The sequence below is a fragment of the Allotamlana fucoidanivorans genome (assembly GCF_045788535.1).
Lineage (GTDB): Bacteria > Bacteroidota > Bacteroidia > Flavobacteriales > Flavobacteriaceae > Allotamlana > Allotamlana fucoidanivorans.
The window spans coordinates 3,896,596-3,916,878 of record NZ_CP074074.1 but is presented as its reverse complement, the minus strand read 5'-3'; the positions used below and the strand labels follow the sequence as shown (position 1 = coordinate 3,916,878).

Here is a 20,283-nt window from a genome sequence, read left to right as displayed (position 1 = left end):
GTTGCTTGATGATTAATAGGTTGAAGTATAAGTAGTCTTTAAGTAAAATGTCAATTCAAGTTGATTATAACGTTTTACTTTCAGTTATATTCGCAAAAAAAAGTTTATGAGTATACTTTGGGTTGTATTAGGTTTTATTTTATTAGTTGTTGGCGGTGAGTATTTGGTAAGGTCTTCAGTAGCCCTTTCTTTTAAGTTCAACGTTTCGAAGATGGTTATAGGTATGACGGTTGTTTCTTTTGCAACGTCTGCTCCAGAGCTTTTAGTGAGTTTACAAGCTGCTCTAACAGGTTCTCCAGCTATAGCGATTAATAATGTAGTAGGATCTAATATCGCCAATATAGGTTTAGTTTTAGGGGTTACGGCTATGATTGGATTCATTACTGTTGATAGATCTTTCTATAGGTTGAACTGGCCAGCAATGATGTTGTTTTCCATGTTACTCTATTATTTTTTGAAGAATGATAATAAACTATCAACCATTGAAGGAGGTATTTTATTTGCGGGTTTGCTCGTTTTTTTAATCGTTTTGATGAAAAGTGCAAAAAAGGAAGTGGTTGTTGAAGAAGTAGATGAGGCTTTAGCTATAGTGTCTAACTTTAAAATAATTTTATGGATGCTCATTGGGGCAACGGCACTTTACTTTGGTAGTGAGTGGTTAGTTGATGGGGCAAAAACTATTGCGCGTTCATTGGGTGTAAGTGAATCTGTAATAGGGGTTTCTCTCATTGCTATAGGAACCAGTGTGCCAGAAATGGCAGCTTCGGTAATAGCGGCCGCTAGAAAAGAGAAAGCCATTTCTTTGGGAAATTTGATAGGCTCTAATATTTTTAATATCGGTTCAGTTTTAGGTTTAACAGCTTTAGTAAAACCGATTCCTGTAACAGAGACTTCTATATTAACTGTGGATGTTGTTTGGATGCTTGCTTATGCAGCTCTTTTATTGCCGCTTATATTCTTGCCTAAAAGCATGCAAATAAGCAGGTGGAAAGGTTTTGTGTTAGTAATAGGTTACGGCGTTTTTATGTTTTTATTATTTACTTCGTAAATATGAAAGTAGAATTAATTGGTAAAAGTAAATAAATAAAAAACTCACATTGTTAAATGTGAGTTTTTTATTATGAACAAAACTAGCGTTATATATTAAACGTTTGCAGATTTAACCGTTTTAATAATTCTAGCCGCAATTTTATAAGGGTCACCGTTTGAAGCTGGTCTTCTATCTTCAAGCCATCCTTTGTACCCTTTTTCAACAGTGATAATAGGAATACGAATTGATGCACCACGGTCAGAAACTCCATAAGAGAAATCAGTAATAGCAGCGGTTTCGTGTAACCCTGTTAAACGTTGGTCGTTAAACTCACCGTAAACAGCAATGTGCTCATCAACTACAGGACGGAAAGCTTCACATATTTTTTCATAAATCTCTTTAGAACCACAAGTTCTTAAAGTATTGTTAGAGAAGTTGGCATGCATGCCAGAACCATTCCAGTCCATATCTTTACCTAATGGTTTTGGGTGGTAATCAATGTAGTATCCGTATTTTTCTGTTAAACGGTCTAATAAATATCTAGCAACCCAAATTTCGTCACCAGCTTTTTTAGCACCTTTAGCAAATAATTGGAATTCCCATTGTCCACAAGCAACCTCTTGGTTGATTCCTTCAAAATTTAATCCAGCAGCAATACATAAATCAGCATGCTCTTCAACTAAATCTCTACCGTGTGTGTTTTTTCCACCTACTGAACAGTAATACATACCTTGAGGAGCTGGATAACCACCAACAGGGAATCCTAAAGGTAGTTGTGTTGCAGTATCCATGATAAAATATTCTTGCTCAAAACCAAACCAGAAATCATCATCCTCATCATCAATGGTAGCTCTACCGTTAGAAACGTGAGGCGTTCCATCTGCATTCATAACTTCAGTCATTACTAAATAACCATTAACACGCTCTGGGTCAGGGTAAATAGCAACAGGAACTAATAAACAGTCAGAAGAACCTCCTTCAGCTTGTCTTGTTGAAGATCCGTCAAAAGACCAATTTCCAATTTCTTCTAATGTTCCTTGGAAGTTTTCATGCTCCTCTACTTTGGTTTTACTTCTCATATTCTGAGTTGGGAAATACCCATCTAACCAAATGTATTCTAATTTAATTTTTGCCATAATAAATATTTTATGATTGTAATATTGATAATAATGACACAAATATAAATTTTTATATAAATACTCTATATATTTAGGGGGTGTTTTCCTAAACATCAAACTTATTTTTATTTATACCCTATTTTTTTTGGGTATAATTAAAAAATAATTGGTTTTTTTATTTAAAAACTGAAAAAATGTTAACAATAAATTTTTGAGTTGTAAGGCTTATTTGATGAAGCTGATTATTTTTGCTTTTCAATTCATTTTCAATTCATTTTTAAAGAATGGCTACATTAAGATTACATGCTATTAAAAAGTCTCTTGATTCAAAACCAGTCGTTTTTGAGGAACATGAGCGCCGATCAGTTTTGTTTGGAAAAAATGTGTTTAATGAAAACACAATGCGTCAATATTTAACCAAAGATGCCTTTTTAGGGGTGATGGATGCCGTTCGGTATGGTAAAAAAATAGACAGAGCCATTGCAGATCAAGTCGCTTCTTCAATGAAAGATTGGGCTCTATCTAAAGGTGTGACCCACTACACACATTGGTTTCAACCCTTAACAGGTGCTACGGCCGAGAAGCATGATGCGTTCTTTGAAACGGTTGGAGAAGGCAATTCTATTGAAAAGTTTGGAGGCTCGCAATTGGTACAGCAAGAGCCTGATGCGTCTAGTTTTCCAAGTGGAGGTATTCGGAATACCTTCGAGGCTAGAGGTTATACAGCGTGGGATCCTACTTCGCCAGCTTTTATTTATGATACTACGCTGTGCATACCTACCATCTTTGTGGCTTATACCGGAGAGGCTTTAGATTATAAAACACCGCTTTTAAGAGCGTTACACGCTGTTGATGATGCGGCTACAGCGGTTTGTAAATATTTTGATAAGAATGTTAAAAAAGTTGTTTCCTCTTTGGGGTGGGAGCAGGAATATTTTTTGATAGACAAGCGGTTAGCAACTAGCCGCCCCGATATTATGTTAACGGGACGAACTTTATTAGGACATTCGTCAGCCAAAGGACAGCAACTCGATGATCATTATTTTGGATCGATTCCTAAAAGAGCATTAAATTTCATGAAAGAGTTGGAAACCGAATGTATGCTTTTAGGGATTCCATTGAAGACAAGACATAATGAAGTGGCTCCTAATCAATTTGAATTGGCTCCTATTTTTGAAGAGGCCAATCTGGCTGTAGATCATAATGCTTTATTAATGGATATTATGGGGCGGGTGGCTTCAAAACATAATTTTAAGGTACTGCTTCATGAAAAACCATTTGCAGGAGTGAATGGCTCGGGAAAACACAATAACTGGTCGCTGTCTACAGATACGGGTGTAAATCTTCTAGCTCCAGGAAAAACACCAATGAGTAGCCTTCAATTTCTTACATTTTTTATTAATACTATAAAGGCGGTACACGAACATGAAGCATTGTTAAGAGCTGCTATTGCGTCTGCTAGTAATGATCATAGATTAGGAGCCAACGAAGCGCCGCCGGCAATAATTTCTGTGTTTATAGGAGAGCAATTAACGCGAGTTTTAGAGGAGTTAGAAGGGGTGACTAAAGGGAAATTGTCGCCTAAAGAGAAAACAGAACTCAAGTTAAATGTGGTGGGTAAAATTCCAGACGTACTTTTAGATAATACAGATAGGAATAGAACGTCACCTTTTGCATTTACGGGAAATAAATTTGAGTTTAGGGCAGTAGGATCAATGGCAAATTGCGGAAATCCCATGACAGTGTTAAATACCATTGTGGCAAAGCAGTTGAAAGATTTTAAGAAAGAAGTTGATACGTTAATAGATAAGAAAGATTTAAAGAAAGATGAAGCGGTATTTAATGTGCTAAGAGAATATATAAAGTCAACAAAGCCTATTCTTTTTGAAGGTAATGGCTATGATGCTGCCTGGGAAGCTGAAGCGAAAAAAAGAGGGTTAAGTAACAATAAAACCACTCCTGAGGCTTTAAAAGCTAGAATATCTAAGGCTTCAATAGCTTTGTTTGAAGAAATGGGGGTAATGAGTGCTATTGAAACTAAAGCGCGTTATGAAATTGAAATTGAAGCTTATATTTTGCATATTCAAATTGAGAGTCGCGTCTTGGCTGATGTGGCAAGAAATCATATAGTGCCAACGGCTGTAAAGTATCAAAATATTCTGATTGAAAATGTAAGAGGCTTGAAAGAGATTTTTGAAAATAACTACAAAACGGTTTCTAAAGAACAAATTAATTTAATTGAGCAAATATCAAGTCATATTGAAGGTATTAATGCTAATGTGACTAAAATGATTGAAGCCAGAAAACATGCCAATCAAATGGATAACATAGAAAAGAAGGCAGAGTATTATTGTAACCATGTAAAGTCACTTTTTGATGATATTAGATATCATTGCGATAAATTAGAATTGCTTGTTGATGATGAAATTTGGCCCTTAACAAAGTATAGAGAGTTATTATTTACAAGATAGTTTATAACTTATAAAATCCTGCTTGAAAAAGGCAGGATTTTTTAATTCAAAAAAGTAAATTTGCACCACAATATAACATTATGAGTCAAGAAGTTTCAAAAAGGTATGCCCAACGTGGTGTTTCGGCATCAAAAGAAGATGTGCACAATGCAATAAAAAATATTGATAAAGGCTTATTTCCTAAAGCGTTTTGTAAAATAGTGCCCGACTATCTTACAGATGATGAGGATTATTGCTTAATTATGCATGCAGATGGGGCTGGAACAAAATCATCATTGGCTTACATGTACTGGAAAGAAACAGGTGATCTTTCAGTGTGGAAGGGTATTGCGCAAGACGCCTTAATCATGAATATTGATGATTTGTTATGTGTTGGTGCTACAGATAATATTATGTTGTCTTCAACTATTGGTAGAAACAAGAATGTAATTCCAGGAGAGGTTATTTCTGCTATCATTAATGGTACAGAAGAGCTTTTAAAAGATTTGAAATTGTTTGGCGTTACCATTTATTCTACCGGGGGTGAAACTGCTGATGTTGGTGATTTGGTTAGAACCATTATTGTGGATTCTACAGTGACCGCTAGAATGAAGCGAAGCGATGTTATAGATAATGCAAATATTCAAGCTGGAGATGTAATTGTGGGCTTAGAAAGTTTTGGTCAAGCAAGTTATGAGAAAGACTATAACGGCGGTATGGGGAGTAATGGTTTAACTTCTGCTAGGCATGATGTGTTTAGTAAGTATTTAGCTGAAAAATATCCTGAAAGTTTTGATGCTTCTGTTCCTGAAGACTTGGTGTATTCGGGTGGGGTACGATTAACAGATGCTGTGGCAAATGCGCCAATTGACGCAGGTAAACTGGTGTTATCACCAACAAGAACCTATGCACCTATCATAAAAAAGATTTTATCGAAATATAACAGAGCTAACATTCATGGTATGGTGCACTGCTCAGGTGGTGCTCAAACTAAAATTCTTCATTTTGTTGATCAGTTTCATATTGTGAAAGATAATATGTTCTCAATTCCACCTTTATTCAAATTGATTCAAGAGCAATCAAAAACAGATTGGAAAGAAATGTATCAAGTGTTTAATTGTGGACACCGAATGGAATTGTACGTTTCTCCTGATGTGGCTGAAAATATAATAGAGATTTCTAAATCGTTTAATGTTGATGCTAAAATTATAGGAAGAGTTGAAGCTTCAAAAACTAAAAAGCTTACAATAAAATCAGAATACGGTGAGTTTACATATTAATATTTGCATTTTTGTTGAAATGGAATAATTTTTGATAACAAATGTACTTTGTTAAATTAACCTTTTGTTTTTGTATATGAGAATACTCCTTTTTCTTGTGGTTTGCATGGTATTTAATAATGCTTATACACAACCTAATTGGTTGTTTTTAAGGGAAAAGGAGAAGGTATATGAAGGGCCGCAGTGGAAACAAGTTAACAAGGCTTCTTTAGATTTAAATCAATCTTCATTTGTAAACTGGAATGCTGGGGGTACCAATTCTATCTCTGGGCTTGTAGATGGCAAGTCTATGCTAAATTACAAGGATAAGTTTTATGTTTGGAACAATGATATTCATATGCGGTATGGTATCAATGCACAACAGGATAGAGAAACAAGAAAAACAGATGATTTAATAGAATTGAATTCTAATATTGGGTATCGATCAGATTCAAAGTCTAATTGGTACTACATGGCTCGAATGAATTTTAGAACCCAATTTACAAATGGGTATAAATACCCAAATACTGAAAATCCTATCTCTAAATTTATGGCACCTGGTTATGTGTTTTTTGGGGGAGGAATAGAGTATGGTAAGGATATTCAAGAGTTGTCGTTCTATTTTTCACCACTTACCTTAAAAGGCACATTTGTGTTAGATGAAAATTTGGCTAATTCGGGGTCTTTTGGGGTAACTCCTGCTGTTTATGATGATGAGGGAAATCTGATAACGCCAGGTGAGCGATTTAGAAAAGAATTTGGGGTGTTGTTAACCAATGCTTATGAAATGGATCTGGCTCAAAACATTAATGTAAAACATCAAATTAGTTTGTATTCTGATTATCTTAATAAATTTGGAAATATAGACCTAGATTGGCGTTTAGATTTTGCGTTTAAAGTAAATAGTTTTATGAGGGCTACTTTAGGGTCTCATATGCGTTATGATGATGATGTAAAAACAAAAGTTCCTTCAGAGGAAAATCCAGGCGAATTTGATGAAAGAGGCGCTAAATTACAGTGGAAACAGTTTCTTGGTATTGGTGTGGCTTTTGATTTTTAATAATTAATATTCAAGTTTTCTTAGAATTATTTGTTAACTTTTTCTTGTTGATAAATTTTTAACTTATTGTATAGCAGTGTTTTAGGTTGTTTTTGTGGTGAACTTTATGATTTTTGTCATATTTTTAATTGTACATTTGTACTTCCTTTATAGTTAATTAATCTAATCTGCTAAAACCTAGAAATCATCAATGAAGACAAAACTCACTGAAAGTAATCAAAAAGTTTACACACAAGAAGAAGCTTTTGAAGCCTCTTTAAAATACTTTAATAATGACGATTTAGCGGCCCGTGTTTGGCTAAATAAATATGCGCTTAAAGATTCTGATGGGAATATTTATGAAATATCTCCAGATGATATGCATAGACGTATTGCTAAAGAAATTGCTTCGGTTGAGGCAAAATATGCCAACCCAATGTCTGAAGATGATGTTTATAATTTAATTAAAAACTTCAAGTATATCGTTCCTCAAGGAAGCCCAATGGCTGGTATTGGTAATCCGTTTCAAATAGCGTCTTTGTCTAATTGTTTTGTTATAGGTAATAATGGTGAGTCTGATTCCTATGGTGGCATCATGAAAATAGATCAAGAGCAAGTACAACTTATGAAACGTCGTGGTGGTGTGGGGCATGATTTATCCCATATCAGACCAAAAGGGTCTGCCGTAAAGAATTCGGCGTTAACCTCTACAGGTATTGTACCTTTTATGGAACGTTATTCTAATTCAACTAGAGAGGTTGCTCAAGATGGAAGACGAGGGGCTTTAATGTTATCAGTATCTATAAATCATCCAGATTCTGAAGATTTTATTGATGCCAAATTAGAACAAGGAAAGGTTACTGGTGCTAATGTATCGGTGAGGATAGATGATGCCTTTATGAAAGCTGTAAAAAATGGAACAGATTATACCCAAAAGTATCCTATTTTTAGTGAGCATCCTAAAGTGTCAAAATTGGTTGATGCCAACAGTATTTGGAAAAAAATTGTGCACAATGCATGGAAATCTGCTGAACCTGGTATTTTATTTTGGGATACTATTATTAATGAGTCGGTTCCAGATTGTTATGCCGATTTGGGGTATAAAACAGTTTCAACAAATCCATGTGGTGAAATTCCCTTATGCCCTTATGATTCATGTAGGTTACTAGCTATTAATTTATTTTCCTATGTAGAAAATCCATTTACTTCTAAAGCGACGTTTAATTTTGAGCTTTTCAGAGAGCATGTAGCTGCAGCACAACGTATTATGGATGATATTATTGATTTAGAATTACAGAAAATTGATAATATTATGAAAAAGATTGATGCTGACCCTGAATTAGATGAAGTAAAAGCTACAGAACGTAATTTATGGTTAAATATTAGAAAAAAGGCTGAAGAAGGCCGAAGAACAGGTGTAGGCATCACAGCCGAAGGTGATATGTTGGCTGCTTTAGGGATTCAATATGGTAGTGAAGCGGGTAATGCCTTTTCTCTTGAAGTACATAAAACAATTGCTATTGAAGCGTATCGAGCTTCGGTACACTTGGCAAAAGAACGTGGGGCATTCGCTATTTTTGATGCTGAACGTGAAAAGAATAATCCATTTATTCTAAGACTGAAAGAAGCAGATAGTAAGTTGTACTATGAAATGTTAGAGTATGGACGACGTAATATAGCATTGCTAACCATTGCACCAACAGGAACTACAAGTTTAATGACACAAACTACTTCGGGTATTGAGCCTGTTTTTATGCCTGTATATAAAAGAAGACGAAAGGTAAATCCAAATGATAAAGAGGTTCGAGTAGATTTTGTGGACGAAGTTGGAGATTCTTGGGAGGAATATGTAGTATTTCATCATCGTTTTAAACAATGGATGGAGGTAAAAGGTATAGATACAGATAAGAATTATTCGCAAGATGAAATTAATGACCTTATAAAAAAATCACCTTATTATGGAGCAACTTCAAATGATGTTGATTGGTTGAGTAAAGTGAGCATGCAAGGCGCTATTCAAAAATGGGTAGATCATTCTATTAGTGTGACTATTAATTTACCTAGTGATGTGTCTGAAGATTTGGTAGGTGAATTGTATTTAAAAGCTTGGGAAGTAGGTTGTAAAGGGGTTACTGTTTATAGAGACGGATCGCGTTCTGGAGTATTAATATCAAATGAAGAAAAGAAGGAAGAACAAAATGATACTACATTAACAGCATTTCCAACAAAACGTCCGCAAGTGCTGGAGGCTGATGTGGTGCGTTTTCAAAACAATAAAGAAAAATGGATTGCTTTTATAGGGTTAATTGATGACCAGCCTTATGAGGTGTTTACTGGTTTAGCTGATGATGAAGATGGTATTTTAATTCCTAGGTGGGTTACGGAAGGACTCATCATCAAGAATAAAGATGAAGAAGGCAATACGCGTTATGATTTTCAATACAAAAATACTAGAGGATACAAAACAACCATTGAAGGCTTGTCTCATAAGTTTAATCCAGAGTTTTGGAACTATGCTAAGCTTATTTCAAGTACGTTGCGTCATGGTATGCCTATTGATAAAATTGTTGATTTAATTAATAGTTTACAGTTAGATAGCGCATCTATTAATACTTGGAAGAATGGGGTAGGTCGTGCTTTAAAGCGCTATGTAGCTGATGGTACAAAGGCTAAAGGACAACAATGTGATAATTGTAAATCTGAAAATTTAATTTATCAAGAAGGATGCTTAACCTGCAAAGATTGTGGATCTTCAAAATGTGGTTAATCTTAAGGTAAACCCATTTGTGAAAAAAGGAAGTCTTTTTAGACTTCCTTTTTTACTATGTTACTTAACGAACTATGACTTAAGTATTGATATGTTTCAAGGAGTTTTAAGTCGGTAACCAATTTACTATGCCCATTTTTTAAAAGGTAAATGTTTTCAGAAATAGCAATAATATGTTCATACATATGATCTGTAATTATAATTGCTTTTCTATGTTTTTCAACTTGAATTATAGCTTTTATGGTTTCAACGTATAAGGGTGATAAATGAGAAAAGGGTTCGTCCAATAGTATTATTCTTCTATCACTTTTTAATACGATGAAGATTTCTACTAAACGTTGCTCTCCCCCAGATAAATGATTAAATCTAGTGTTTTTTCGTTCCTTGAAATCCTTAAAATAAGCAATGAAATCGTACCAATTCACATTAAATAAATTAAATACCGTACTTAGTTTGTAGGTCTTTGGTATGAAATGATGTTGTGGAAGGTAACTAACAAGATTTGTTTTGTATAATGCTTTTACAATGGGTTTGTTATTTATTCTAACAAGTTTATACTTGGGTTTTAAACTTCCAAAAATAATATTCATCAAACAGCTTTTTCCACAGCCGTTACTACCTAAAATACCCGTTATTTTTCCAGTTTCACCTTTTATATAGATACCATTCAGAATACTTTTTTCTTTAAAGTATAATTCAATATTGTCTATTTCTAGTGTCATGAAAATGCATTAAAAATTATTAAAAAGGGTGTTGATAATATGGTGTCAATTAAGAATATGGACAAAAACAATTTTAGAGGCGAGAGACCAAGATTTTCATAAAAGATAAGTTGCTTCTTTCCTTCTACTTGATTAAATACATAGCATACGAATGTCATCAATATTAGTTTTATAAAAAGGATAATTAAAATAGGTGTTTTAGCAAATGGAAGAAACACATTTATACCAATGGACCAGAGAATAAAAGATTTGTAAAAAATAAATATGGCTAGAAACTTTTGCATCTAAGACTAATATAAGATTTTATCTTTTAAATTATGTTTCTTTTACATATTAGGGTAGAGAGAAACTACAAAAAAATCATAAATTATCGTATTTTTGGTTCCCAATTAAAAAAGGCAGATGTTAGAGAAATTACAAATTGTAAAGCAACGTTTTGATGAGGTGAGTGATTTAATCATTCAACCTGATATTATTTCCGATCAAAAGCGTTATGTTGAGCTAAATAGAGAGTATAAAGACTTACGTATTCTTATGGATAAACGTGAGCAATATATAGAGTTAACCAATAATTTGGCAGAAGCCGAAGAAATCATATCTGATGGTAGTGATGCTGAAATGGTTGAAATGGCTAAAATGCAATATGAGGAGGCTAAAGAGGGAATACCTAAATTAGAGGAAGAAATAAAAGTGCTACTTATACCTAAAGATCCTGAAGATGCTAAGAATGCGGTGGTTGAATTACGTGCAGGTACTGGAGGTGATGAAGCAAGTATTTTTGCTGGCGATTTATTTAGAATGTACACTAAGTATTGTGAAAGTAAAGGGTGGCGTGTTGATACGGTAGATTTTAGTGAAGGTACTAATGGCGGTTTTAAAGAAATTCAATTTGAAGTTTCTGGGGAAGACGTTTATGGAACCTTAAAGTTTGAAGCTGGGGTACATCGTGTACAACGTGTGCCACAAACAGAAACACAAGGTCGTGTTCATACAAGTGCTGCTACCGTGATGGTTTTTCCAGAAGCCGAAGAGTTTGATGTAGAGATTGATCCTAAAGAGGTAAGAATTGATTATTTCTGTTCCTCAGGACCAGGCGGACAGTCGGTAAATACTACTTATTCTGCGGTGCGTTTAACGCACATCCCAACAGGGTTGGTTGCGCAATGTCAAGATCAAAAGTCACAGCATAAAAATAAAGAGAAAGCCTTTAAAGTGTTACGCTCAAGATTATACGATTTAGAACTCGCTAAAAAGCAAGAAGAAGATGCTGCAAAACGTGGTAGTATGGTGTCTTCAGGTGACAGAAGTGCAAAAATTAGAACCTATAACTATCCACAAGGTCGTGTAACAGACCATAGAATAGGCTTAACTCTCTATGATTTGCAAAACATTGTAAACGGAGATATTCAAAAAATAATTGATGAATTACAGCTAGCTGAAAATACTGAAAAGTTAAAGGCTAGTAGTGATGAAATTTAACCTGATATAAGTGACAACAAGCCAACTCGTTCAAGAGATTAAAAAAAAGAAATCCTTTCTATGTATTGGATTAGATGTAGATTTAAATAAAATTCCTGAACACCTCTTAAAGGAAGAAGATCCTATTTTTGAATTTAACAAAGCTATTGTTGACGCTACACATCACTTATGTGTAGCTTATAAACCTAATACGGCCTTTTATGAAGCTTATGGGTTAAAAGGGTGGAGCGCCTTAGAAAAAACTATAAACTATATTAATAAAAATTATCCAGAGCTGTTCACTATAGCCGATGCTAAACGTGGTGATATAGGTAATACAAGTACCATGTATGCTAAAGCTTTTTTTGAAGATTTAGCGTTCGATTCTGTTACCGTGGCGCCTTATATGGGGAAAGATTCTGTTGAGCCGTTTTTGACTTTTAAGGATAAACACACCATTTTACTTGCCTTAACATCCAATCAAGGTGCTTTTGATTTTCAAACAAAAAACGCTGAGGGTAAAGAACTTTATAAGCAGGTTTTGGAAACGTCAAAAACTTGGAACAATGCTCAAAATTTAATGTATGTTGTGGGAGCAACAAAAGCCGAATTTTTGGCTGATATTAGACAAATAATTCCTGACAGTTTTCTTTTGGTTCCTGGAGTTGGTGCTCAAGGAGGAAATTTGCAAGATGTTTGTAAATATGGTATGAATGACTCCGTAGGCTTACTTATCAATTCATCACGTGGTATTATTTATGCCTCTAAAGAGACCGATTTTGCTAAAGCTGCAGCTTCAAAAGCTTCTGAACTTCAAGTTGAAATGGCTCAAATTCTTGGGTAAGATTTAGCTAGATGTGAAAGGCTATACAGACCAATTACAAAGAACTTTATTTTTACAAGAAACACCCAGGCGTATAGTATCGTTGGTGCCTAGCCAAACAGAACTTTTATGTGATTTGGGTTTAGAATCAGCACTGGTAGGTGTTACCAAGTTTTGTGTTCATCCGTCGCATATTAGAAAATTGGTGAAAGTTGTTGGAGGTACCAAACAAATCCATATTGAAAAGATAAAGGGTTTAAAGCCAGATATTATTGTATGCAACAAAGAAGAAAATACCAAAGATATTGTTGCTGCATGCCAAGCTATTTGTCCTGTTCATGTGTCTGATATTTATAATATTCAGGGTAGTTTACAACTCATATCTCAATACGGTGTTATTTTTAAGGTACAAGATAAGGCTGAGTCCATGATTGCAAAGCTTAAACAGGAATTAGAAGATTTTCAGTTGTTTATAAAAGACAAGCCTCAATATAGAGTTGCATATTTTATTTGGAAAGCCCCTTGGATGGTAGCCGCTAATACTACATTTATACAGTACCTTTTAGAACTCAATAATTTTGAGAATATTTACAAGCACCTTAATAGGTATCCTGAAATTAAGGTGGAGGAGGTAAATAAAGAAGAGCAGGTTGATTTTGTGTTATTATCGTCAGAACCATATCCCTTTAATAAAACACATGAGGCAGAATTTGGGCGCTACTATCCCAACTCCACTATTGTTTTAGTAGATGGAGAAATGTTTTCTTGGTATGGCTCAAGATTAACAAAAGCTTTTCAATATTTTAAAAAGCTCCGCTTAAGTATTCAGATAAATCAAGCTTAGTTCTGTCCTCAACATAATTAGCTATTCTATTTTCTAGTTGTTTTAAACTAATAAGTTCATTTAGGTTGGGTTTTATTCTTCCCACTCTGCAAAAATGTGTGTTCATGTTTTTTTTATTTTAAATTACGCTTAAGGATATTATTTAGGTATCATCAAACAGTTAATAAAAGGCTAAATGTTAAGTGCTTATTTTTTAGGGGCGTTAACATAAAGAAATTGTAATCTATTTATTTCGTTAAGAATTTTAATGGATTTATATTCAAATATATCGCTAAGGGGCGCATCAATTTGTCTAAAGTTATAAGCCAACTCTATAAGCTGCTTGTATTTTGCTTTTAATTTATTTTGATGATTTCTTATCTGGGTATTCATGACGTTAAGATTTATACAATAATTACGTCAATAATTAAGCTGCAGACGTGTAGAAATCGTTAAAAAAATGGTAAAAATTAAATAGCAGTTCTATTTTGGTCTCTGTAGAGGTATTTTAGTCTATTAAGCTTGTTAAGTAATTTAATAGCTTTATATTCAGAGATATCGCTTAAAGCAGAATCGGTTTGACGAAAATTATAAGCTTGCTCAACAAGTGTTTTATATTCTTGTTTTAGTTTGTCTTGCTTATATTTTATAATGTCAATACGCTTCATTGCTATTAACTGATTAACAGGCACTTAAATATACAAGTTTTATTTTAATATTAAAATTATATTTATTAAAATTTTGGAATATCAGTGTGACTTGTTATTGGTAGTAAAGCTTCAGGTATTTAGGGTATTGTCATTGTTGGTTTTAATTTTAAGTTTTTTAAATCTTATTACTATCAAAAGTACCGAAATGATCAATTGGATTGTAAAACCAGAAATTGAGCAAAAAATGCGCCAGCTCTCGCCAAAAATAAATACTTCTAAGCATCGTTTTAAACGTTCCAATCAAAAGAGCTATCGTAGGAGATAATACTAAAATAAAGGGGCTTTTTAGTTTGTTCGTTATTTTGTTTAATTCAATTTTTAATGTTTATTCTATAAGGTTATACAGTTGCGTTTTGAGTTTGCTGTATGTTAGAAAGATTACCCCTAATAATTACCGTAAGCCAGAGTATTCGGTTTTAACTATTTATAATGTATAGCCTAATCTTGTAGGGCAAACACTTTTTTAAGTAGATCGGTGGTTCTTGAATTTAGTTGTGTTCTTATTTCTTTTTCTTCAACCGCTATCATGGTGTAAACCCCATTAAGTGCTTCCTTGGTAACATAATCAGTCAGGTCTGGATTTACTTTGTTTGTAAACGGTATACTGTTGTATTTACTAATAAGGTTCGTCCAAATTTGATCTGCTCCAACCTTATTAAATGAATGTTTTATAACAGGATTAAACTTATCATACAGCGCTGTTTCTGTTTTATGGGTAAGATACATGGTTGCGGCATTATCATTGCCAAGTAGTATGTTTTTGGCATCACTAAAAGTAATACTTTTTACAGCATCAATAAATATGGGAGTAGCTTCTTTTACAGCATCTTCGGCGGCACGGTTTATGGCTTTTAAGCCTTCGTCAGCTAAATTACCTAAACCAATATCACGCAATGTTTTATCAACTTTTTGCAATTCTTCTGGTAGTAAAATTTTAACTAAATCATTTTTATAAAACCCATCGGTTTCAGTGAGTTTACTCACTTGTTTGTCAATGCCAAAATCTAGAGCTTGTCTTAATCCAGCTGCAATATCGCCATTGCTTATGGGTGTGTTTTGAGGTAATTGATGAACAACTTGTTGAAGTTCAGCACAGGCGGTTAGGTTAAAAATTAATACACAGGAAAGAATAATATGTTTCATGGTTTTGGGGTTTGTTTGTTTTGAATCCGCTATCGTTTTATGACCCTAAATAGAAGGTTAAGGTCACTAATCAGCTGTTTAGGTAAATATAACAGTTTTGTTATTGTAAACCATTACCTTTCTATCGGCGTGCAGTTTAACAGCGTTTGCCAGCACAACTTTTTCTAAATCTCTTCCTTTGGCAATTAAGTCGGTTATTTTATGGGTATGCGACACTCGGGTAACATCTTGTTCAATAATAGGACCAGCATCAAGCTCCTCTGTAACATAATGGCTAGTGGCTCCAATAATTTTTACACCGCGTTTATAAGCAGAATGATATGGTTTTGCGCCCACAAAGGCAGGTAAAAATGAGTGGTGAATGTTTATAATTTTGTTTGGATACTGACTAATGAGTTTACTAGATACAATTTGCATATAACGCGCAAGGACAATAAAATCGATACTGTGTTTTTGTAAAAGCTCCAGTTGTTTGTTTTCGGCTTTTTCTTTTGTGGTTTTTGTTACTGGAATATGGTAAAACGGAATATTGAAGTTGTCGGCAATAGGCTTTAAGTCTGAATGATTACTTATAATAAACGGAATTTCTAAATTAAGTTCGCCAGAATTATAACGCCCAAGCAAGTCATACAAGCAGTGATCATATTTTGAGATAAATAAGGCCATTTTAGGCTTCTTTTCAGAAGAATAAATGCGCCACTTCATCTTGAATGTTTCGGCCAAATCATTTTTAAAGTCAAGTTTAAAATCGATGGTCGAAAAATCATCCGTAGAAAATTCACTTTCTAAACGCATAAAGAAAATGTTCTGCTCTCTATCAACGTATTGATCAATGTATACAATGTTTCCTCCCTTTTTTGCAATAAAATTTGTGATTGAAGCAATGATATTAGGGCGATCCTTACAGTGAATTAAAATGGTGATTTTATTCATAATATGCTTGTGTTTTCTGGCTCAAAATTAGTTTAAAATTGATAAACACCCTATGTTTATAACGGTTTTAGATAATCATGGGTGTATGTTGGTTTTTTTTGAATATTCATTAAATTGCGGCTTAAAAAAATAAGAATCTTTACGAATGATCCAGCAAAATCCTTATAAACCTAAGAATAAAGTTCGTGTAGTTACTGCGGCTTCGCTATTTGATGGGCATGATGCCTCTATAAACATTATGCGCCGTATCATCCAATCAACGGGGGTTGAAGTGATTCACTTAGGACATGACAGAAGTGTTGAAGAAGTTGTTAATACTGCTGTTCAAGAAGATGTTAACGCTATTTGCTTAACATCTTATCAAGGCGGACATAACGAGTATTTTAAATACATGTTTGATTTGCTGAAAGAAAAAGGAGCAGAGCATATTAAGATTTTTGGTGGTGGCGGTGGCGTTATTCTACCTTCAGAGATAAAAGATTTGATGGATTATGGGATAACAAGAATTTATTCGCCTGATGATGGTAGAGAAATGGGCTTGCAGGGAATGATAAATGATTTAGTGTCACAATCTGATTTTCCTTTAGGTCAGGAATTGCTCTTTGAGTTGACGGATATAAAGCAAAAAAACACAAATGCCATAGCTAGGGTTATTTCTTCAGCGGAAAATTTTGAAGATATAGCAAAACACTTATTGGAAGAAATAAAAACTGAAAATCAAAATGCTACTATTCCTGTATTGGGAATTACAGGAACAGGAGGTGCAGGAAAGTCTAGTTTGGTTGATGAGCTGGTAAGACGGTTTTTGACTGATTTTCCAGATAAATCGGTGGGAATCATTTCGGTAGACCCCTCAAAGCGCAAAACAGGAGGGGCACTTTTAGGAGATAGAATCAGGATGAATGCTATAAACTCACCTAGGGTTTATATGCGAAGTTTGGCTACCCGACAATCTAATTTAGCCTTATCAAAGCATGCTAGCGATGCTATTGCTGTTTTAAAGGCGGCCAAATTTGATTTGATCATTCTTGAAACCTCTGGTATAGGGCAGTCAGATACAGAAATTGTTGAGCATGCTGATGTGTCACTCTATGTTATGACGCCAGAGTTTGGAGCGGCAACACAGTTGGAAAAAATTGATATGTTAGATTTTGCCGATTTGGTGGCCATCAACAAGTTTGATAAACGTGGTGCACAAGATGCTTTACGGGATGTTAAGAAGCAATACATGCGTAATAACCATTTATGGGATACACCTCAGGATGAGTTACCCGTTTTTGGTACCATAGCCTCTCAGTTTAATGATTCAGGCATGAACAACTTATATTGTGCTGTTTTAGGGCAACTGAAGAAAAAACTAGGGGTAGATTTGAATACTCTTGAAAAACCAATACCTAGTACTAGTGAGAAAACGTATGTTATCCCACCAGCAAGAACACGGTATTTATCTGAGATTTCAGAAAACAACAGGGCGTATGATGCAAAAGTAAAATCACAAGCAGATATAGCCCAGAAATTATTCGGTATTTTTAAAACTATTTTTACCGTAGGAAAGTTATCAGCTTCTTATGAATACTTAAACGAAACTGGCTTAGATCAGGAACAAATTTTAGCACAAATTGAGGCAGATCAAATACCAATTGTAAGATTGCTTCTGGCCGAATTTGATAAATTGAAAATGGATTTAGATCCAGACAATTGGAACATGATTTTAGGTTGGCGTAGAACAATAGATACCTATAAAAATCCTATTTATACATTCAAAGTACGAGATAAAGAGATTAATATTGAAACGCATACCACATCATTATCACATACCCAAATTCCTAAAGTAGCCTTACCCAAGTATGAAGCTTGGGGTGATGTTTTAGGCTGGTGTTTACAAGAAAATGTACCTGGTGTGTTTCCGTTCACTTCAGGACTTTATCCGTTTAAGAGAACAGGGGAGGATCCAGCACGTATGTTTGCGGGCGAAGGCGGCCCAGAGCGCACTAATAAACGCTTTCATTATGTGAGTCAGGGTATGCCAGCCAAGCGATTGTCAACCGCATTTGATAGTGTAACGTTATATGGGAATGACCCTGATTCTAGACCAGATATATACGGTAAAATTGGTAATGCAGGGGTATCGATATGTTGTTTAGATGACGCCAAAAAGTTGTATTCTGGATTTAACTTGGCAGATGTAAAAACTTCGGTTAGTATGACCATTAATGGGCCAGCTCCTATGCTTTTAGCGTACTTTATGAATGCGGCCATAGATCAGCAGTGCGAGATTTATATCAAGGAAAATAAATTAGAAGCGGAAGTAGAGGAGAAAATAGCAGCGCTTTATAAAGGCAAGGAACGTCCTGTTTATCATGGCAAACTACCAGAAGGAAATGATGGTTTAGGGCTAATGTTACTTGGCGTGACGGGAGACCAAGTGTTGCCACAAGAGGTTTACGCTAGTATTAAGGCTAAAACTATGGCTCAAGTGAGAGGAACCGTTCAAGCCGATATTTTAAAAGAAGATCAAGCTCAAAATACCTGTATTTTTTCTACAGAATTTGCCTTGCGGTTAATGGGCGATGTTCAAGAATATTTTATAGATCATAACATCCGCAATTTTTATTCTGTTTCTATTTCGGGATACCACATTGCAGAGGCAGGTGCCAATCCAATCACGCAATTGGCATTAACCCTATCAAATGGCTTTACTTATGTGGAGTATTACTTGAGTCGCGGGATGGATATCAATAAATTTGGTCCTAATTTATCCTTTTTCTTTTCCAATGGTATCGATCCAGAATATGCTGTAATTGGTAGAGTAGCACGAAAGATTTGGTCTAAGGCTATGAAGTATAAGTATGGTGCTAATGAACGATCACAGATGTTAAAATACCATATTCAAACATCAGGACGGAGTTTACATGCACAAGAAATAGACTTCAATGATATAAGAACGACACTTCAGGCCTTATACGCTATTTATGATAATTGTAACTCATTGCACACAAACGCCTATGATGAAGCTATAACAACCCCTACAGAAGAATCGGTAAGGCGTGCTATGGCTATTCAGCTTATTATTAATAAAGAGTTAGGTTTGGCTAAAAATGAGAATCCAATTCAAGGATCTTTTATTATAGAAGAGTTGACAGACCTAGTGGAAGAGGCTGTGCTTGTAGAGTTTGATAGAATAACTGAGCGTGGGGGTGTCTTAGGTGCCATGGAAACCATGTATCAAAGAAGTAAAATTCAGGAAGAGAGTTTGTACTATGAAACCCTTAAGCATAGTGGAGCGTTTCCTATAATTGGGGTAAATACATTTTTAAGTAGTAAAGGTTCTCCAACGGTATTACCAGTTGAGGTGATTAGAGCCACAGAAGACGAAAAACAACGTCAAATAAAAACACTAGAGCAGTTGCACCAACATTATGAAACAAATGGTTTGCTAAATGATTTAAAAACTAAGGCTGTAAATAATGAAAATATTTTTGAAGCCCTAATGGAGGTTTGTAAAGTTTGTTCCCTTGGACAAATAACGAGCACACTTTTTGAAGTAGGGGGGCAGTATAGACGAAATATGTAATAAAATATTATACAGATTTTTTCAATGTACTCATTTCAGCACCACGCACTTTACATCATTAACAGACTTATAGCATTTCATCACTATTAAATAGGAGTTTTTCACTAAATAAAAAGTCAAATGAGTTTAAAGTCAAAATGAAATTCATTTAAATTACCTGCGGTTTAATATATGGTATTTTAAAGAAATCTAAGGCTATGAAAAATTATTATTTATTGTTATTATATTTTGTTTTAACAGTAATATTTTTTAATTGCACCGATGACGATGAGAATCAATCTCCTGTATTTACAGAACCTACACTTCAGGGGACTCGGATTTTGGTTGGAGAGAAAAAGAGGGATACAGATTATAGTAATTCATTTGATCTGGTGACGAGTGAAAAAGAATTCAGTTTTTAGAAGATAATACATTGGCGGTAAATAGTACTTTAT

General features: G+C 34.5%; 15 protein-coding genes. 9 read left to right on the top strand and 6 right to left on the bottom strand.

Going from position 1 to position 20,283, the window contains the following annotated elements; translation table 11 throughout:
- Positions 1-106: 106 nt before the first annotated feature.
- Entirely contained in the window at positions 107-1,048 is a 942-nt protein-coding gene (locus KFZ70_RS16660; protein ID WP_139698135.1) for a calcium/sodium antiporter, read from the top strand.
- Between the two features lie 95 nt (positions 1,049-1,143).
- Here KFZ70_RS16660 and KFZ70_RS16655 read toward each other — a convergent pair whose 3' ends face one another.
- Entirely contained in the window at positions 1,144-2,166 is a 1,023-nt protein-coding gene (locus KFZ70_RS16655; RefSeq protein ID WP_139698136.1) for a glutamine synthetase beta-grasp domain-containing protein, read from the bottom strand.
- Between the two features lie 266 nt (positions 2,167-2,432).
- Between KFZ70_RS16655 and KFZ70_RS16650 the strand changes: the two genes are divergently transcribed.
- From KFZ70_RS16650 to KFZ70_RS16635, 4 genes are all read left to right on the top strand, one after another.
- Positions 2,433-4,619 (top strand): glutamine synthetase III, encoded by a 2,187-nt coding sequence (locus tag KFZ70_RS16650; RefSeq protein WP_139698137.1) that lies wholly within the window; start codon positions 2,433-2,435, stop codon positions 4,617-4,619.
- Between the two features lie 80 nt (positions 4,620-4,699).
- On the top strand, positions 4,700-5,878 hold the full coding sequence (locus tag KFZ70_RS16645) for an AIR synthase related protein (RefSeq protein WP_139698138.1): 1,179 nt from the start codon (positions 4,700-4,702) through the stop codon (positions 5,876-5,878).
- A gap of 76 nt (positions 5,879-5,954) precedes the next feature.
- Positions 5,955-6,917, top strand: a complete 963-nt coding sequence (locus KFZ70_RS16640; protein ID WP_139698139.1) for a DUF3078 domain-containing protein — start codon at positions 5,955-5,957, stop codon at positions 6,915-6,917.
- A gap of 190 nt (positions 6,918-7,107) precedes the next feature.
- Positions 7,108-9,663 (top strand): adenosylcobalamin-dependent ribonucleoside-diphosphate reductase, encoded by a 2,556-nt coding sequence (locus KFZ70_RS16635; protein WP_139698140.1) that lies wholly within the window; start codon positions 7,108-7,110, stop codon positions 9,661-9,663.
- A gap of 38 nt (positions 9,664-9,701) precedes the next feature.
- Here KFZ70_RS16635 and KFZ70_RS16630 read toward each other — a convergent pair whose 3' ends face one another.
- Positions 9,702-10,385, bottom strand: a complete 684-nt coding sequence (locus KFZ70_RS16630; RefSeq protein WP_139698141.1) for an ABC transporter ATP-binding protein — start codon at positions 10,383-10,385, stop codon at positions 9,702-9,704.
- A 402-nt stretch (positions 10,386-10,787) separates the two neighbouring features.
- On the opposite strand from KFZ70_RS16630, the gene prfA reads away from it, so the two are divergent.
- Genes prfA through KFZ70_RS16615 form a run of 3 tightly spaced genes read left to right on the top strand, consistent with a single transcriptional unit; the run spans position 10,788 to position 13,510 of the window.
- Positions 10,788-11,864 carry a peptide chain release factor 1 gene (gene prfA / locus KFZ70_RS16625; RefSeq protein WP_139698142.1) on the top strand — a complete coding sequence of 359 codons (1,077 nt, stop codon included), beginning with the start codon at positions 10,788-10,790 and terminating at the stop codon, positions 11,862-11,864.
- A gap of 10 nt (positions 11,865-11,874) precedes the next feature.
- Positions 11,875-12,687: an orotidine-5'-phosphate decarboxylase gene (pyrF, locus tag KFZ70_RS16620; protein ID WP_139698143.1), complete on the top strand. Its 813-nt coding sequence runs from the start codon at positions 11,875-11,877 to the stop codon at positions 12,685-12,687.
- A gap of 13 nt (positions 12,688-12,700) precedes the next feature.
- Positions 12,701-13,510, top strand: a complete 810-nt coding sequence (locus KFZ70_RS16615) for an ABC transporter substrate-binding protein (RefSeq protein WP_139698144.1) — start codon at positions 12,701-12,703, stop codon at positions 13,508-13,510.
- Between the two features lie 186 nt (positions 13,511-13,696).
- Here KFZ70_RS16615 and KFZ70_RS16610 read toward each other — a convergent pair whose 3' ends face one another.
- From KFZ70_RS16610 to purU, 4 genes are all read right to left on the bottom strand, one after another.
- On the bottom strand, positions 13,697-13,882 hold the full coding sequence (locus tag KFZ70_RS16610; RefSeq protein WP_139698145.1) for a Lacal_2735 family protein: 186 nt from the start codon (positions 13,880-13,882) through the stop codon (positions 13,697-13,699).
- Between the two features lie 77 nt (positions 13,883-13,959).
- Positions 13,960-14,157: a Lacal_2735 family protein gene (locus tag KFZ70_RS16605; protein WP_139698146.1), complete on the bottom strand. Its 198-nt coding sequence runs from the start codon at positions 14,155-14,157 to the stop codon at positions 13,960-13,962.
- A gap of 480 nt (positions 14,158-14,637) precedes the next feature.
- Entirely contained in the window at positions 14,638-15,342 is a 705-nt protein-coding gene (locus tag KFZ70_RS16600) for a DUF4197 domain-containing protein (protein WP_139698147.1), read from the bottom strand.
- A gap of 78 nt (positions 15,343-15,420) precedes the next feature.
- A complete protein-coding gene (gene purU / locus KFZ70_RS16595) occupies positions 15,421-16,275 on the bottom strand; it encodes a formyltetrahydrofolate deformylase (protein WP_139698148.1) in 855 nt (284 codons plus the stop codon).
- Between the two features lie 145 nt (positions 16,276-16,420).
- Here purU and KFZ70_RS16590 point away from each other — a divergent pair, with 145 nt between their 5' ends.
- On the top strand, positions 16,421-19,849 hold the full coding sequence (locus KFZ70_RS16590) for a methylmalonyl-CoA mutase family protein (protein WP_139698149.1): 3,429 nt from the start codon (positions 16,421-16,423) through the stop codon (positions 19,847-19,849).
- The last annotated feature ends 434 nt before the right edge of the window (positions 19,850-20,283 follow it).

What these genes read in the sequence shown, in the direction of transcription:
- KFZ70_RS16640 (WP_139698139.1), top strand. Translation starts at nt 5,955, where the DNA reads ATGAGAATACTCCTTTTTCTTGTGGTTTGCATGGTATTTAATAATGCT.
- KFZ70_RS16660 (WP_139698135.1), top strand. Translation starts at nt 107, where the DNA reads ATGAGTATACTTTGGGTTGTATTAGGTTTTATTTTATTAGTTGTTGGC.
- prfA (WP_139698142.1), top strand. Translation starts at nt 10,788, where the DNA reads ATGTTAGAGAAATTACAAATTGTAAAGCAACGTTTTGATGAGGTGAGT.
- KFZ70_RS16630 (WP_139698141.1), bottom strand. Translation starts at nt 10,385, where the DNA reads ATGACACTAGAAATAGACAATATTGAATTATACTTTAAAGAAAAAAGT.
- KFZ70_RS16655 (WP_139698136.1), bottom strand. Translation starts at nt 2,166, where the DNA reads ATGGCAAAAATTAAATTAGAATACATTTGGTTAGATGGGTATTTCCCA.
- KFZ70_RS16645 (WP_139698138.1), top strand. Translation starts at nt 4,700, where the DNA reads ATGAGTCAAGAAGTTTCAAAAAGGTATGCCCAACGTGGTGTTTCGGCA.
- KFZ70_RS16605 (WP_139698146.1), bottom strand. Translation starts at nt 14,157, where the DNA reads ATGAAGCGTATTGACATTATAAAATATAAGCAAGACAAACTAAAACAA.
- KFZ70_RS16635 (WP_139698140.1), top strand. Translation starts at nt 7,108, where the DNA reads ATGAAGACAAAACTCACTGAAAGTAATCAAAAAGTTTACACACAAGAA.
- KFZ70_RS16590 (WP_139698149.1), top strand. Translation starts at nt 16,421, where the DNA reads ATGATCCAGCAAAATCCTTATAAACCTAAGAATAAAGTTCGTGTAGTT.
- KFZ70_RS16600 (WP_139698147.1), bottom strand. Translation starts at nt 15,342, where the DNA reads ATGAAACATATTATTCTTTCCTGTGTATTAATTTTTAACCTAACCGCC.
- KFZ70_RS16650 (WP_139698137.1), top strand. Translation starts at nt 2,433, where the DNA reads ATGGCTACATTAAGATTACATGCTATTAAAAAGTCTCTTGATTCAAAA.
- KFZ70_RS16610 (WP_139698145.1), bottom strand. Translation starts at nt 13,882, where the DNA reads ATGAATACCCAGATAAGAAATCATCAAAATAAATTAAAAGCAAAATAC.
- purU (WP_139698148.1), bottom strand. Translation starts at nt 16,275, where the DNA reads ATGAATAAAATCACCATTTTAATTCACTGTAAGGATCGCCCTAATATC.